The sequence below is a fragment of the Oxalobacter vibrioformis genome, assembly GCF_027118995.1.
Lineage (GTDB): Bacteria > Pseudomonadota > Gammaproteobacteria > Burkholderiales > Burkholderiaceae_D > Oxalobacter > Oxalobacter vibrioformis.
The window spans coordinates 1,270,976-1,287,011 of the sequence record NZ_CP098242.1 but is presented as its reverse complement, the minus strand read 5'-3'; the positions used below and the strand labels follow the sequence as shown (position 1 = coordinate 1,287,011).

General features: G+C 48.5%; 17 protein-coding genes. 13 read left to right on the top strand and 4 right to left on the bottom strand.

The features are described 5' to 3' along the window. Positions 1–9: 9 nt before the first annotated feature. The 3 genes from NB640_RS06345 to NB640_RS06335 are packed head-to-tail and all read right to left on the bottom strand — an operon-like array spanning position 10 to position 2,338. On the bottom strand, positions 10–630 hold the full coding sequence (locus NB640_RS06345; RefSeq protein ID WP_269310355.1) for a 7-cyano-7-deazaguanine synthase: 621 nt from the start codon (positions 628–630) through the stop codon (positions 10–12). Next, positions 609–1,958, bottom strand: coding sequence for a nucleoside 2-deoxyribosyltransferase (locus tag NB640_RS06340; RefSeq protein WP_269310354.1), 1,350 nt, complete (start codon positions 1,956–1,958; stop codon positions 609–611). Before NB640_RS06340 ends, NB640_RS06345 begins: the two co-directional genes overlap by 22 nt. Beyond that, a complete protein-coding gene (locus NB640_RS06335; protein WP_269310353.1) occupies positions 1,955–2,338 on the bottom strand; it encodes a hypothetical protein in 384 nt (127 codons plus the stop codon). The genes NB640_RS06340 and NB640_RS06335 overlap by 4 nt, the downstream gene beginning before the upstream one ends. Positions 2,339–2,801: 463 nt before the next feature. On the opposite strand from NB640_RS06335, the gene NB640_RS06330 reads away from it, so the two are divergent. From NB640_RS06330 to NB640_RS06270, 13 genes are all read left to right on the top strand, one after another. Next, a complete protein-coding gene (locus NB640_RS06330; protein ID WP_269310352.1) occupies positions 2,802–3,302 on the top strand; it encodes a hypothetical protein in 501 nt (166 codons plus the stop codon). Between the two features lie 335 nt (positions 3,303–3,637). Next, positions 3,638–4,510, top strand: coding sequence for a hypothetical protein (locus NB640_RS06325; RefSeq protein WP_269310351.1), 873 nt, complete (start codon positions 3,638–3,640; stop codon positions 4,508–4,510). 125 nt (positions 4,511–4,635) lie between these two features. Continuing rightward, positions 4,636–4,851: a helix-turn-helix transcriptional regulator gene (locus NB640_RS06320; RefSeq protein ID WP_269310350.1), complete on the top strand. Its 216-nt coding sequence runs from the start codon at positions 4,636–4,638 to the stop codon at positions 4,849–4,851. A gap of 9 nt (positions 4,852–4,860) precedes the next feature. Then, positions 4,861–5,493: a hypothetical protein gene (locus NB640_RS06315; protein ID WP_269310349.1), complete on the top strand. Its 633-nt coding sequence runs from the start codon at positions 4,861–4,863 to the stop codon at positions 5,491–5,493. A 2-nt stretch (positions 5,494–5,495) separates the two neighbouring features. Beyond that, complete coding sequence (locus NB640_RS06310; protein ID WP_269310348.1) at positions 5,496–6,272, top strand: hypothetical protein; 777 nt, start codon at positions 5,496–5,498, stop codon at positions 6,270–6,272. Then, on the top strand, positions 6,269–7,606 hold the full coding sequence (gene dnaB, locus NB640_RS06305; RefSeq protein WP_269310347.1) for a replicative DNA helicase: 1,338 nt from the start codon (positions 6,269–6,271) through the stop codon (positions 7,604–7,606). The genes NB640_RS06310 and dnaB overlap by 4 nt, the downstream gene beginning before the upstream one ends. Before the next feature lie 8 nt (positions 7,607–7,614). After that, entirely contained in the window at positions 7,615–8,151 is a 537-nt protein-coding gene (locus tag NB640_RS06300; RefSeq protein ID WP_269310346.1) for a terminase small subunit, read from the top strand. Positions 8,152–8,226: 75 nt separating this feature from the next. After that, the gene (locus NB640_RS06295) at positions 8,227–10,023 is read left to right on the top strand and encodes a lysozyme family protein (RefSeq protein ID WP_269310345.1); all 1,797 of its coding nucleotides are present in this window, start codon (positions 8,227–8,229) and stop codon (positions 10,021–10,023) included. Then, the gene (locus NB640_RS06290) at positions 10,020–10,910 is read left to right on the top strand and encodes a baseplate hub protein (RefSeq protein WP_269310344.1); all 891 of its coding nucleotides are present in this window, start codon (positions 10,020–10,022) and stop codon (positions 10,908–10,910) included. Before NB640_RS06295 ends, NB640_RS06290 begins: the two co-directional genes overlap by 4 nt. A gap of 168 nt (positions 10,911–11,078) precedes the next feature. Continuing rightward, positions 11,079–11,252 carry a hypothetical protein gene (locus tag NB640_RS06285; protein WP_269310343.1) on the top strand — a complete coding sequence of 58 codons (174 nt, stop codon included), beginning with the start codon at positions 11,079–11,081 and terminating at the stop codon, positions 11,250–11,252. A 230-nt stretch (positions 11,253–11,482) separates the two neighbouring features. Continuing rightward, positions 11,483–12,775: a RhuM family protein gene (gene rhuM, locus NB640_RS06280; RefSeq protein WP_269310342.1), complete on the top strand. Its 1,293-nt coding sequence runs from the start codon at positions 11,483–11,485 to the stop codon at positions 12,773–12,775. A 255-nt stretch (positions 12,776–13,030) separates the two neighbouring features. Further along, positions 13,031–14,458, top strand: coding sequence for an APC family permease (locus NB640_RS06275; protein WP_269310341.1), 1,428 nt, complete (start codon positions 13,031–13,033; stop codon positions 14,456–14,458). Positions 14,459–14,630: 172 nt separating this feature from the next. After that, entirely contained in the window at positions 14,631–15,272 is a 642-nt protein-coding gene (locus NB640_RS06270; protein WP_269310340.1) for an SAM-dependent methyltransferase, read from the top strand. 110 nt (positions 15,273–15,382) lie between these two features. Here the strand turns inward: NB640_RS06270 and NB640_RS06265 are convergent, their stop codons facing one another. Further along, the gene (locus NB640_RS06265; RefSeq protein WP_269310339.1) at positions 15,383–16,033 is read right to left on the bottom strand and encodes a UPF0149 family protein; all 651 of its coding nucleotides are present in this window, start codon (positions 16,031–16,033) and stop codon (positions 15,383–15,385) included. Between the last annotated feature and the right edge of the window lie 3 nt (positions 16,034–16,036).

Below are 16,036 nucleotides of genomic sequence, written 5' to 3'. Positions count from 1 at the left end.
TATATTAGCCTATACCAATCTCGCCTCTTTCAAAGCATTTAAGCGTTCGACACAATTTGGACATGCGCCGCAAGGAAACCGTCCAGACGCCTGACATGAATAGGTTCGCCCAATAGGCACCCCTAGTTTGGTTGCTGCGAGGGCAACATCCGCCTTAGACGAATATCGAAATGGCGAATAGAAACGAACCGGGCCAATGCTCAATGTAAGTTCATCAAGACTGTTCATATATGCAATGGTACAGTCAATTTCCTTGGCATGGTTACTGTTGATAAAGCCAGTGTAAACGTTCAAAATCCCGATGGTTTGTGCGCGAGCCGCTGCCGCCGCGAAGAACAACATTGTTCTGTAAGGGATATATAGGTCATCATCCTCAACGCGCTCGTTCCAGAGGTCAGCCTCTCGTATTAAGCGCGACTGAGAGCCTTTGAAGATGTCTGATATGTTATATCTTTCCGGGCGCCGCATATTCGCGGGTAACACTTCATTAACACGATCCCACTCAGTCTCTACACAATGTTGCCCATAGTCAAAAAAAATGGGGATGACATCGACACCATCGGATGCGAGTTGATACGCAACCGTTGTTGAGTCCAGTCCACCAGAGGCTAGGAGAATGGCTTTTTCCATGTTGATGCAGTTCTCAATTTAGCCAAAACATTGAAAGTGCCATTAAGGCACTCGTCAAGGCAAGTAGAATATACATGGCTTCCAGCGACGATCATGGTGTTATTGTTCTCGTTTCGTGGGTCAAAAGTGATGACGGGCTTGTTTAGTGCGATTGCCATACCAACTTCAACCAAAGTCCCAGGGTCCCGCCCAAGCGGGATTGCAAAAACAGCATCACACTCTTTTAATAGCTGATAGTCTTTATCATATGCACTGAATAGATCAAACTTACTTGTTGGGCGTTCTAGCTCACCATTTTCTAAAATCGGGCGTCGTACTTTGAAGTTATGATACCTGAGGCTATCAACGGCTTGATCAAGCTCCCTTTTTTCAATATACGAGAAATCCGGACCAGCTAGATATATGGAAAATTGCTGACGGTCAGGCCAAGGCAGAACGGTCCCTCCTAGTCCTCGCAGTTCATCAATTGACAAATTAAAATTTCGCAGCAAATCCCTTTTCATATCATCAGGATACGTGGTTTGTGAATACACCGTCGCAGCTTGAGCACCACGCCATGCCGCTTCAATCCAACCGTTTTTGGACATGCTAACCATAACGGCAGAATAGACATCACCCACCCCGACAGAATTGACTGTCTTGCCAAGAACCGCAGGAATTTCTTCTATGTTGTCGCCCGTCAGATCAAATAATCTACTGCCTCCACGATTCTCTTTCAGCAGGAAAACTTCTGGTGAAAGAGCTCTAACCTCATCAAGTAACTCGTTAAGGCTCGTCTTTGCTATTTCATTGAATAGCGGAGAGGATGTTGAGGTAATGATCGCCTGTATACGCCCCAGAAAAGGATGGAGTACGCTAAGGTCGTTGACATCATATGCAACGTCAAACGAAAATTTTGCATTAGAAGAAAACCTTTTAAGTAATGCGCCAATGTCAAACTTACCTGGGAAGATAACTGCTTTCGAGTAAGAGTCCAGCTTTGGGGGTGGCTCGCATAGCACAACTTGCTTGCACTCCCTCAGTAAATCTTCATAGCCTTGGTGAGAGACCTCTTTCTGATCACCAATGACGATGACATTTGGCGCGCCTATTATGTTCCCTAGCCAAATAAACTCTTTACACCCATGTTCGGTAAGGTAACGTTTCGCTTCTTCTAAAAGATATTGAGGACAAAAAGCTGCTACCGAGTATTCTTGCTCTGCCGCCCAAAGACCTCGTGCAGCATGAACGATGCCACCTAAGCGCAGTTTGCCATCTTCTCCGCGCTTGGGAAGCGTGAAGTCAACAACAACCTCTCCAAGAATCAATACCATATCTTCTTTTGTCATGTTTGTTGCGGTACAAAGTCAGCTTCAACCGTAGGTATTGGTGCAGTAGATGATGCCTTAACTGCACCTAAATACGTCACACCACTCTTCAGACATGCGGCGAGGTAGTTGAATTGAGTGGGGAGTGCGCCAACCTTAGTGCCATTTGAGTCAACAGCAAACACACGACCGTCGAGGATAATACTCAATGCAAAACCCGTTGCCGGAACGGTCTTTGATTGGACATAGTAGTCACACTGAGCGATTTCTTCCAAAATAACTGAAAATGCTTGTTGACATTTATCGATGCCGCTCGCGCCACCTCCGCTTCCCTGCCCTGTGGTGCCGTCATTACCTGTGCCAGAATAATCGGTAAATCGGCCAGAACCTGTGCTTCCCATATCAACCCCTTTTGGTTTTTTTGTTTATGAAATCTTCAAAAAACAAGTTAAAAATGATTATTATCATGCAAAGATAAAAAATCAAGTAATTCTGATCACATCTCGTACCTTGCGACGCATCGACAGGGATGCTGCAATAGTGAGGAAAACAAGATTAGGCTTTATTGCCAGAAAATATTGTTCGCAACTATATAAGCCCTCCCCTCCAAGGGGCTTTTTCATACCTCCCTCCCGTGATACACTGTCATTGCTGCTGAAAAAGAAGCAGCCGGGATTAGCCTCCTGAAAATTCGTAGGCGGACATACCGCCATCAGTGCGGTTTTTTTACGTCCGTTGCATGGTTTCCTATGGGCGGCCGTGCGGGGCACTTCGGTGCGCCGGTTTCCTACGATCCGGTAAGGCTAACTCGCACGGTTTGCTCACCACTTGGTGAGTGATAAACGCTTAATTACAGGAGGAATCATGTCTGACTCTATCGTTGCGCATTTGCGCGAATCTCACCAAACACAAAGGGAGCCATCCCTGTCACAAATCGGGCTGGCTGGCGCAGTCATTTACAGGCCAGTCTTTCGCAAGCCGCTTACACGAGAACAAAGATGGGAAATCAGCAAAAAGATAGATAGCCTTGTTCCGAGTTGGGTGTGCCCTCAGCCGGAACAATGGATATACAATCATTTGCGAGTTGCATTTCAGGCTGAAAGTATCGAGAGCATACCGGCAGATTGTTTTGACGCTGTCATGGCATTGCTTGATGCAAAAAAGGAATCTATCAGCCAGTACCTCTGGCTTTTAAGTGATTTAAGAAAGCAGTTTGAATGCGAGGTATTGGGGGGCAGTACGCCCTGGACACCGCATATCCGACGCAAGCTATTTGCAAAGCTGAAGGGAAAATTTATCTTACCCCCGCAAGTGGATTGGCTTGCGCTGGCTGAAGAAGTGGGGAAAGATGTGTGCCATGACTAGCGTCATTTCTTTTTCCTCTTTAGATAAGCCAGCGTGCAAACGGATCCAAAAGAAGTGCATCCATTCCCCTTCATCATCAGTCAATCTTCATGCTTTATTGCTCGAAGGGCAGTGAGCGTGAACGCAGAAAAAGAGTTGAAAGAGATGTGCAAAAAATGAAATAAGCTAACTATCATGATGATGGTGGCCCAAGCGCTGTCTATTCATTCAGTATAATTCAGTAACATCCAAAGATATATAAGAACAAGCTGCGCCTAGCTTGTCGCGAGGCGAAAACCGGACACCCTATCCGGCCGGCGCAGTTTTCTACACAAGGGGAATGTGAGGGAACGTTTATGTCAGAAGGAAAAAAACTCCCACCAAGAAAGGCATATTCACTGAAAGATGCCGCCCATGAATTGGGTTGCAGTATTGAAGCCCTCTTGGATTGGGGAAATCAGGGCATCGTGAAAATTTGCATGAAGTTGTCAAAAAAAACGCGCATGTCCCTTATTGACAGACATAAAACAGAATATGAGCGTTATTGCGAGGATTACAACATACAACACAACACCATGCCAGATATTTCAAAGCATACAGCAACGGTTAGTATGACAACATCAATGTTTAATTGGGGGAATAATTACAATGGTGATGCTTTCATCATGCTGCATCCATATTGGGAAGACACTATTCGTAAAAAGGTTTTTAATAAATCCAAAGGTGAATATGACATTGATAAAAAGGTCTCTGCACGTGCACCAGCAATCATCTTAGGTTTTTGGGCGATACAGAGAGGGCATTTCTATGATTTTGATGTCGATGGGGATAATGATCTTGACAGCATTTTTCATGCCTATGGTGGTGATGCAGAAGCTGTTGCGCGTGTAATGCTTACTCTTGATGATCTTTTTTTGATGGGACCTGAATTTGAAAAATTGCGCAATTACAAACCAGGCAATGAAAAAACAACGGGAGAAAAACTCGAAGAAAGTATTAATGAGTATGCAGTGCCTACTCAAAGGATGCCAATGCAAGAAGAGCGGATCTTGTCTTTATTGAGGCAGCTAAAGTATGACCCTCAGAATTTGCCCCAAAAACCGCCCGGCAAGCCGGGGGTGAGGGCTGAGATTTTGGAACTCGCCATGAAAGAGAAAAAGATATTCACATCAAAAACGGCAGTTTACAAAGCTTGGCAGCGATTGAGAGATAAAAACGAAATTCGTTAACCCTATGCCACCAAGGTATCTACCATTTTGGTATAGGGTAGATACTTGAGGGGGTGGATACCCCCTATGTTCTTATAGTCATTGTTAATCCAGTGCCTTCTGGCACATCTTTACAGGAGATTGCAATGACTGCTACTGCACAGAAACCAAAACGCATTTTGAAACTGCCAACCGTTGTAGAACGGACGGGGTACTCAAGAGCGCATATCTATACCCTTGAGGCTCAAGGCCTCTTCCCAAAGAAAATAAAACTTGGAGCTAGGTCAATCGGATTTTTGGAATCTGATATCGACGATTGGATTGATTCCCGCATAGCAGCCAGCCGCCAAGAAGCGGCATGAGGTACTGCCATGTCCTTACAGACACAAGCAGATAAGATTCTCCGACAGTCCCGGGCGATCTCCATTGCAAAAGCCATCTGGGATAGCGCCGGGCCCGCAAAAGCAGAGCATGCCTATCTCCGTAAAAAAGGAATCCAGCCGCATGGCACGAAGGAACACAATGGCTTGCTCATCGTCCCTGTGACTGACCGCAGAAAGATCATATCCCTGCAGTACATCCACACGAATGGAACCAGCCGATTCATGCCGAATGGTCGCACAAGGGGCGGATATTACATGACCGGCAAGCCTGGGCAATCAGACATCATCTGCATAGCCGAAAGCTTCGCCGCTGGCGCATCAATTTATGAAATGACGAGCTATCCGGTTGCCGTAGCGTTCTATGCCGATAACCTCAGGCATGTCATCAGAACGATCAAGGAGCTATACCCTTTCAAAACGCTGGTGATTTGTCCTGATGAGGATTGCCTCCCCCAGGAAAGTACCGGCAAAGCAAAGAAGACAAAAGCACCTCTGTGCAGCGTCATCCATGCAGGACAGATGACTATGGCCAGACAGATCAAAAAGCTTGCCTCACCCGAGGCCAAACGCTGCCAGGCCCATTTGCTCTGTCAGTCCCTGATCCAGATGTTGAGGGTATAACCATGGCAAGGATCCGTTCAATCAAGCCTGAATTCTGGACATCCGAACAAATCGTCGATTGCTCGACGATCACTCGGCTACTTTTCATCGGCATGTGGAACTTCTGCGACGATGGAGGTAACCACCCGGCCAGTGCCCGCACCCTCAAAATGGAGGTCTTCCCAGGTGATGACATCACCATCGATGAAGTACAGAAATCTGTTGATGAACTCATCACAAACGGGCTGGTAATCCTTTATGAATCAGAAGGCAAGGAATATTGGCATGTCACTGGATGGCGACATCAGAAGATTGATCGGCCCACCTTCAAATACCCCAAATTCGATGAGCATTCGACGATTATTCGACGAGCGCTCGACGAGGCCTCACCCCCGGATATAGATGTAGATATAGAGAGGAAGGGAGAGGATATATCTATTAACCCTAACGGGTTAATTGTCCCCAGCGATGCTGAAGACGAAAAACCCGCCCGCGCCAAAAAGCCCGATTGCCCACACCAGCAAATCATTGACCTCTACCACGAAGCATTACCCATGTGTCCGCGAGTACGGGATTGGACACCTGCCAGAGCTACGCAGTTACGAGCAAGGTGGAACGAGGCACCAGAACGCCAGAACCTGGACTACTGGAAACGATTTTTCGAGTATGTGGCCACCTGTGATTTTCTTGTCGGAAAAGCCGGTAACAAGCCTTTCTTTGCTGACCTCGAATGGATGATCAAGGCTGGGAACTTCACCAAAATCCGTGAACGCAAGTATGAAAACCGGGAGGCAGCATGAGAGCCATAGAAGCCGAACAGGCCATCCTGGGCAGCCTGCTCTTGAGCAACGCAGCACTGCTACGGATCCCTGAACTTAAGGTTAGCCACTTCAGCGATGGCGGTCACAGAAGCATCTTCACCGAGATATGCCGGCAGATCCACGCTGGAAAAGCGGCCGATATCATCACCGTCTACCATGTCCTGAATGATTCCGGGCTTGATTTCGGTGGCCTTCCATATCTCAACCAGTTGTCACAGAACACCCCCTCAGCGGTCAACATCCGGTACTACGCTGACATCGTGATCGACAGTGCCCTTCGACAGTCACTCGTTGATACAACAGTTGAGCTGGCCGCCATGGTTTCCGATAACCCGAAGGTACCGGCACCCCAACTGCTGGAAAATGCCATGGCGGCCATATCCCGGCTGGCAGAGACGCAATTGGAGCAGGAACCCTTGCTTGCCAGGCAAGCCCTTCAGAACCACGTCAATACCTTTGAAGATCGCTTCGAGAAAAAAAGCTCCGCCATTCCCACCGGCTTTGAATATATCGACCGCATGCTGAATGGCGGCGTTAACCGCGGAGACTTGCTCATCGTCGGTGCCCGGCCATCCATGGGTAAGACTGCCTGGGCATTGAATGTCGCAACGGCCATGGCAGTTGAATACACCGGCTTGTTCCTCTCACAGGAAATGACATCTGGACAACTGCTCGACCGCCTGGGCGCAGCGCTCGGCAGCATTGATCTTGGCGCCATCATCAGGGGTGACATGAGCAATGATGCCTGGACACGATACACAGCCGCCTGTAGCCGCATAGAAGCCCTGAAACTGCATATCGATGATCAGGGCAGCCTGACTATTATCAGCGTCAAGAACAAGGCCAGAAAGATCAAACGTAGCTATGGGCTGGATTTCATCGTCTTGGACTACCTGCAACTGATGGCCGGTGATGCAGCAAAGCGGACCCGTAACGAGCAGATAGAAGCCATATCCCGGGAACTCAAGGGACTGGCGAAAGAACTCAACATTGCGGTCATCGCATTATCGCAGCTGAACCGGGAAGTGGAACGACGGCCCGGCCGAAGGCCGACCATGGCCGATCTGAGAGATTCCGGTGCCATTGAGCAGGATGCAGATGTGATTGTCTTCATTCACAGGGAAGAGGTCGGGAATCCGGAAACACACCTGATTGGCTGGGCGGACTTCATCTTTGCGAAGAACCGGCAGGGACAGACGGGGGATGTCGCCCTTCACTACGAGGGTCGCTATACCCGCTTTGAGACGGCGCAGGGGTACAGGCCTCAGCCTGCAAGGACGCAGCCAAAGCGTGGGCTGGCTGAGCATTTGTGAGAAAGCCTATGAAGAAGATGACGCCCAAACAGAAAAGGTTTGTCGAGGAATACCTGATAGACCTGAATGCCACTCAGGCGGCGATCAGGGCCGGATATAGCGAAAAGACCGCTGGCCAGATAGGTGAAGAGAACCTGAAAAAACCTGAAATCGCCAATGAAATTCAGAGAAGGACGATTGAACGTATGAAAAGAACAGAATTGAGCCAGGATGAGGTCATTGAGAAGCTTCGTGACCTGGTAGACATTTGCATGGGCAAAAAACCGATCAAGGTAATGACCATCGTCAAGAATGCAAGAGAAGGTACGGCTACATCCGTAGAGGTCGAGGGTGCCATGTTTGAGCCGGCTGCGGCAAACCGGGCACTGGAGCTGCTGGGGCGTCACATGAGGATGTTCATCGATAAAGTCGATCTCACGTCAAGTGATGGATCCTTGACGCCAGTTCCATCCGGTATGGACGCCTTTTATGCAGACATTGCCGGGGAAGCATTGAAAGAAGAACTGATACGGCGGGGACTGCCAACAGACATCCATGAGGAATAAATCAGGCGGGCCCCATTCCAAGTATGCACATGGGCCTTTTGAGAAAAAATTAATGACAGCAAAGGAAATAAGAGAATGGCGATCAAGGAAATCATAGAGACTCTTGTTACCGTCTTCAAGGTAGAAGCCGAAGGCGTCAAACAGGGTGTCGATAATGTCCAGCGGGACGTCAATCGCGGAGAAAAAGCCCTGAACCGGATGGGCGACTCCGCGAAAAAGACATCCCAGCAGGTTACTGGCCTCGCCGGTGACTTAAAAAAAGTTTCTTCTGCCATACAACTCGTTGCCACGACAATGGGATTGTTCCACGTCATGAACCAAAACATGAATATGCAGAACATTTCCCGGCAGACCGGCCAAGCAGCAAGTAGTGTTGCCTCCCTTGAAAGAGCGTATAAAAAAGCAGGCCTTTCTGCCACGGAGGCCGGCGCAGCATCCCGGAAATTTACTGACGCTATTGGTGCCGCCATGTTTAGTGGTGACTACAGTGGGCTGGATGGGGCAAGGCGTTTAGGTGCTGATGTTTTTGATCAGAATGGCAAAATCCGTGATTCAGCAGACATCATGGCAGATATGGCCGATAACGCCAGAAGGTGGTCAAAAAGCGATGCCGAGCTTTTCCAGATACTCAAGCACCAAGGAGGATTTTCTGATACCGATGCTACTTTCTTTTCAAGGCCAGACGCAAGAAACCTTATTGAAGAGGCAAGGCGGGAAGAAGCTGCTAATGCCCCACGAAGAAAACAGATTGAGGAGCTCAACAAGCTCTACCAGGACCAGAAACTGATAGTGGAGGATCTGGGGCTTGCCGTTCTGAATAATTTGGCTCCGACGATAAAGGATCTGGGTGAAGGCATTAAAGGTGTTACCAGTTATCTCAAAGAGAACAATGAAGCGCTGGATGCCGGCGTCAAAGGCTGGGTAGCATACAAGTTGATGGGCATCAATCCGGTCATCGGTGGGCTTGTGGCATTGGGTATGATTCTCATGAAAACGAAAAGCATGCTGGAGGAAAGCGACAATGATATTTCCCGGGTGAAGGCCGTTAAGAAGAGGATGCTTGCCGGTGATGCGGAAACCGGGGCAAGCGTTGCAGAGGAATACGCGCCGGCCGAGGATGAGGTCGCGATGGATAATCAGTTCACTCGCCTTCTTGACCAGCTTTCTGAAAAAGTAACGGGCAGGAAGCCTGTTGGAATTCCCCTGAAAGGACGCACAGGATCAGGTGCCGGCGTTTTAAATGCAAGAGAAAAAGCACTTAAAAATCTTCTGTTCAAGGGCGAGGCCGGAAGCGACGGTTACAACGCTGTAAATCGCGGAGAGCGATACGGATATAAATCTGGCCGTGAAAACCTTGAAGAAATGACGATAGCAGAGGTTCTGGAGGCACAACGCTCCGGAAGATTCAATGCTGCCGGCGCGTATCAGATGATCCCCACAACCCTCCAGGGCGCCGCAAAAAGTGCAGGAATTAGCCTGAGCAGGAAATTCGATGCTGAAACACAGGACAGGCTTTTTAAACACCTTGCGAACAAGCGGGCAGGTGATTTTCTCCGCGGGAAATCAAACGACATAACCAGGGCGCAGCGCTTACTGTCACCAGAATGGGCGGGCCTCACCAATCCCGATACCGGAAAGTCTTACTGGCATGGGACAGCAAATAATAAGGCGACAATAACAAGCGCTCAATTCATTGAGGCCATGAGATATGCCGACATGCGCACAAAAGAGAGCGGATCCAGTGGCAGCAAAATAGAAAACGTAAATATCTATGCCGGGAATGCTGATGCGAAAGATGTCGGAAACGTCGTTATGGACTTGGCGGCTGGTGGCAGATCAGCCTACAAATTCAATTCAGGGAGGGACTCATGAGCTTCAAAAAAAGAAGTCTGAGGGTCAGGTTCACGCTTTCTCAGGGCGCCTTTAATGACGCGAACGACGACACGGTAGAGATAGATGATCTTTCCATACGCGCAAAAATTGAAGACTTTTCATTTGGCGAAAAGAGCGCCGAGATTTATGTAACCGGCTTGTCAGTGCACATCATAAACAGGCTGATTACTTTGAAAGCGGTACCGAAAAGCAATGCCTGGCAGCCTAACCGGGTAACGCTTTTGATTAATGATGAAAATGACAAAGAAACGGTTGTCTTCTTCGGGTACATTTACCATGCATTCGGAAATTTCAATCTTGCACCTGACATTCCACTGCATATATTTGCCACCTCTTCATACTATGCGCAAATGACGGTTCCGGAAGGCATAAATTTTCCCGGTTCCGCAAAAGTCAGTGACATTATAGAAACGCTGGCGTTCAAGGGAGGATGGGGGCTTGTAAACCACAACGTCACCAAGGCAATCAGGGATACCTCCCTTAATGGCGATTTGTGGGGCATGCTCAGTCTTGTTGCCCGGGCCGCAAAGATCGATTTCTTCATTGAAAGCGGCAAGCTTCACATCATCAATATGGAGGGGCCGCGTGACGATATTCCAGCCATGAAAATGTCTCGTAATACGGGCCTGGTCGGCTATCCCATGCCCACGGTCAATGGCTGTTCCCTGCAGTGTGAATTTGATATCAAGTATCGGATGAGGTCGAAGATTGAGGTGGATGTGCCGGAAATCCAGGTGATAAACGGGATCATGTACGTTAATGCCATTGTCCACCAGCTTGACACTGGGGTACCAAAGGGAAATTGGCTGACAAACCTCCGTCTGGTATGGGTCGCGGAGGATGTGAACCAAAATCTGGGTGCCTGAGTTTCCTCTTTGCCTCGACGTTTCTGATTCGGATGCTGGCAATACCGGAACGAAATACGCTGATTAATTGGGCGTTGCGAGGGAGGTAGGGAGAATTCATTACATAATGCTGATACATCCGTGATAAATTTATATTCCCAAAAACAAACCTTTAAGGAGACACTGCTCATGGCCTTATCCAATAGCCAACAGCATGCGATTCAAATACTTCATAAAGTTCTTGAAACGCAGCCTAATGTCGTTTCTCATACATCTCAGCGCACCAGCGGAGATGATGCAGCGCGTTTTTGCATATCCTTTATTGAAGCGATGTCAGAATGGTTAAGTCAACAGAAAAGCTAACCTACCGGTGATAAGAAAAAGGTTGGGCGAATCTGTCCGACCTTTTCTGCGGCAAAAGCCGAAGCAGCTTTACCTCATCTCAGACAAACACCGTGCAAAAGGCTATCCTGCCCCCTCAGCCCTCAGAATCCTCCGCCAGAAAGTTTGGTTCCATTGATGGAAACAAGCGTTTTTTTGATAATTGAGTTAAAATTCGCATAAATGTTCTTTGATATCAAAAAAGAGGTTCCGTGAACGCACAATATATTGTTGATAAATTTGGCGGGCAAACAGCATTGGCAAAATCGCTTGGCATAAGGCAAAGCGCGGTGTCATATTGGGTTAAGCGTGGCATAGTGCCTCAGAAATGGCATGAGCAAATCATTGCTATTGCCGGAAAAGATGGCATTGACATAAGTCAGGCTCATAAAATGGAAGAGGTTGGCGCTGTTGAAGTGCATCAATTATCAAGTCTTCCTGTTGCGGAGTATCAAGGGCGTGTTGATGAAGGTGCTATTGCGTCCCCATTTCTTTTCTATGCATCTGACGGCGACGCGGTCAAAGTTGGTGTTTTACTGGGAGAAGAAACAGTCTGGGCGACACAACAAGGGATTGCTGATATTTTTGATACAACAAAACAAAATGTTAGCTACCACTTTTCAAATATATTCAAGGAGTTAGAGCTTCATGAGTCAGCAGTTGTAAAGGAAATCTTGACAACTGCCGGTGATGGCAAGGCCTACCGAACGAAGTTCTATAATTTAGATGCCATCATTTCAGTTGGTTATCGAGTAAGCTCCTATAAAGCCACCCAATTTCGTCGCTGGGCAACAACGGTGCTTAAGGAATATCTCATAAAAGGATATGCTCTAGACGATGAGCGCCTGAAGCAAGGTAATCAGCTATTTGGGAAAGACTATTTCAACGAGCTGCTTGAGCGAATCAGAGAGATTCGCGCCTCGGAGCGCTTGTTTTATCAAAAAATCACGGACATCTATGCTCAATGTAGTGTTGATTATGATAAGGATTCTCCCACTACGCACCAATTTTATGCCCGAGTTCAAGACAAGCTACATTATGCAATTCATGGGCACACATCTGCGGAATTGATTGATTCGCGGGCTGATTCCGGTAAGCCTAATATGGGTTTGACATCATGGAAAAACGAACCAAAGGGAGGGAAAATAACAAAGCTGGATGTCACTGTCGGAAAAAACTATCTTAGCAAAGAGGAAATTGATGAACTGAATAGAGTGGTAACCATGTACTTGGACTTTGCTGAAAACACAGCTCGGCGCGGGAAGATGATGTACATGAAGGATTGGATTGAGCGCCTGGATGGCTTCTTGAGGTTCAATGAGTATGGAGTTCTTGAAAACTTCGGAAGGGTTCGCAGAGATACGGCGGAACGACATGCATATGCTGAATTTGAGAAATTCAGGGTAATCCAAGACAGGGAATTTAAATCAGATTTTGACAAGGTGGTTGATGAAATAAAAATTAAAGGGCGACTTCCATCTAAAAAAGAACAGGGTGATAATTGATCTATTACATTTGAAATTGTCTATATGTTTGTCTATATATTAATTTGCCTCGCCTCGTATAGCAAGCAGGAAGGCCAGTTGTAGATTCTGCGCATCGCACCATAGATTGTGTGAAAGTCCGTTACCGCCAGCATGCGGATGCTGGCGGTTTTTTTCTGTGAAAAATGCCTCGGCGGGAAGCGATCCCTACAGAAAGTACCTGGGGTATTGTTACAATGGCGTTCTCTCAATAAACCGCAGCCAAATCATCCACTCATGCCTGCATCAGCCAACAACGAAAATCCTTCGCCAGCGCCCGAGTCCGGCCTGCCCCGCCGGATTCTCGGTTTGCGTGAAGCGGTATCGCTGATTGTCGGTATTGTGATCGGGGCAGGGATTTTCAAAACGCCTGCCATTATTGCCGGCATAACAGGTCAGGCCGGGTGGATGTTTGGCGCCTGGTTACTGGGCGGCCTGGTTTCCCTGATTGGTGCACTGTGTTATGCCGAACTTGCCACTGCCTATCCCCATGCCGGCGGAGATTACCATTTCCTGCATCGGGCCTATGGGCGTTCTATTGCCTTTCTGTTCGGCTGGGCACGGGTATCAGTGATTACGACAGGTTCCATTGCGCTGCTTTCTTTTGTTTTTGGCGATTACATGAACCACGTTTTGCCGCTGGATCTGCTTGGCGCCGGTACGGGCTCGCTTGTCTATGCCATATTGGTTATCGTGGTGCTTTCCTGGCTTAACCGTCTTAATGTTCGCATGGGGATGGCAACACAGGCCCTGTTAACAGTCTTGCAGGCCGTCAGCCTGCTTTTGATTGTCGGTACAGCGGTTTTTTTGCTGGAGCCGGGAAATAACCCGGTTTCTGCTGTCGTGCCTCATGACGCCGTTGCCCCTATGACGCCAACCGTTGCCGCTTTTGGCATGGCGATGGTATTTGTGCTGCTGACGTATGGCGGCTGGAATGAAGCGGCCTATATCAGTGCGGAGATTCGGGGAGGGCGCCACAGCATGGTCAAGGCATTGTCACTGTCAATTTTCATCATTACGCTGCTGTATCTTCTGGTGACCTGGGCATACTGGGAAGGTCTGGGTATGAAGGGTATGGCGGAATCCAAAGCCATAGCGGCTGACATGATGCGGCTGGCTTTTGGGCCTGCCGTTGAAAAAGCAATATCCCTGATGGTTGCCATTTCCGTTTTGACATCGATTAACGGCACCATGATTGTGGGTGCCCGGACAAGTTATGCGATGGGGCGTGATTGGCCGGTTCTGAAGCGGCTGGGTGTCTGGGATGCCAAGCGCGATACACCAGGCAATGCGATATGGGTGCAGGGAGTGGCATCTCTTTTTCTCGTTTTGATGGGAGCCTGGATAGGAGGCGGGTTCAAATCAATGGTTGAATTTACCGCACCGGTTTTCTGGCTTTTTTTCCTGTTGACCGGTATTTCACTCTTTGTTCTGCGAAAACGCGAACCGGAAGTCCCTCGTCCATTCAAGGTCCCGCTGTATCCGTTGCTTCCCCTGCTTTTTTGTGCCACCTGCGCCTATATGCTGTACGCCAGCCTTTCCTTTGTTTATGACCAGTCTTTAGGTGGAATCAATGCCGCCTGGATCGGGGTTGCCATATTGGCAATTGGCGTTATGCTCCTTGTGCTGATACACTTTGTCAGCCCGGAGAAAGCGGGAAGTTAGGGAAACGCTGATTAAAAGGTTTTGTGAGCGAATTGCTGCGTTACGCGGTGCTCGCAATCTTCGCCTGTCTTAAGATATGTCTTGGTTGCTGCTCCGCTTGCCTTGCACTTCATCTTCCAAAATCATTTAATCAGCGTTTCCTATCGTTGTATTTTTTGGAAAAGGATTATCTATGAACGGGTTGCGGCGTCCCTGGCTTGCAATGGCGGTTTTTTTTGCGGCTTCGCTTCTTGTCTGCGTGTTTGTCGTTGTTTCCGGCAAAGCGCAGTTTGGCCTTGAAGAAGTGATGGGCCCCAAACTGGACGCGGGATTCATCGCCACTTATCCTGAAATCGTTCAGGGGATGCTGGAGATTGCCGATGTCAATAAAAACGATATCGTCTATGACCTGGGATGCGGCGATGGCCGCATTGTGATTGCCGCAGCCAGGGATTATGGCGCACGCGGTGTGGGCGTGGATCTGAACCCGAAACGGGTCACGGAGGCGATTGTCAATGCAAAAGCTGCTGGTGTTGAGGATCGTGTCCGGTTTGAGATCGGCAATTTCTTTGAAGTCGACTTTTCAGATGCCACAGTGGTGATGCTGTACCTTCCGGCCGAACTCAACCTCAAGCTGCGTCCTTATATCTGGAAGCAGCTCAAGGTAGGGGCACGACTGGTATCACATGATAATGACATGGGCCCCGACTGGCCACCGGAAAAAATGGCGCAGGTCGGTAACAAGGGGGTCTTTATGTGGACGATCACTGAAGCACAGAAAGCCGCCGTGGCAGACGTCAATCTGCCCGCCAGATCATCGGGCTCGGAGACGTAAAGCGTTTCGTTAACCGGGGTGCGTGCTTGCCACTGGCTGGAAATAAAGCCGGATCCTCGTGCCGCGCCGGCTTTATTTCTCCTTCCTGTTAAAGCATGATTGCTGCCGGATCAGTGTAATGCGCTGTCCGGGTTTTTCTTGCGGCGTGCTTCATCGAAATGGTGATAAATTTTGGGAAGGTTTTCGATCAGTTCGGTGACAAGCGCCTCCCTGTCTTCGGCGTGGATCAGCCCTTGAGTATTCTGGGGATGCTTTTCCATGTAAAGCGTTAGAAATGGTACCAAAAGACCTTCCCCGATGCCTGCCTGATCCAGCAGTTCCTGCCAACTGTCGCGGTATTTATCGAGCCCGAGCGCAAAGCCCAGTGCCCAGTCGTTGCCGCTGACCTTGAAATCATCATCAGAATACATGAAGAGATAATAGGAATCGCCATTTTCCATCATTCCCTTGATGTGATCCCAGTGTTGTCTTAAGGCCTCATGTATTTCATCGGCCTGTTCTGGTGAGTTATATTCGGGTTCTTTTCCTCCAAAGATGAAGGGATAGAACGCTTCCGGCCCCGTTGCATCAGGGCCACAGATCAGCCCGCAAAAAAAGCCATCAAGGAGTTCCATGTGCATGCCGCCAGGATTGGACGCCAGAAAGTTTTCCAGTTTTTCAACCTGTTTGTCATCCAGTTGGTCGGGTGCATCGGTGCTGTTAAGGAAGCTGTCGAGATCAAAATCCGGCTCGCTCGGATCAATAGTATTTTTCTTGGACATAAG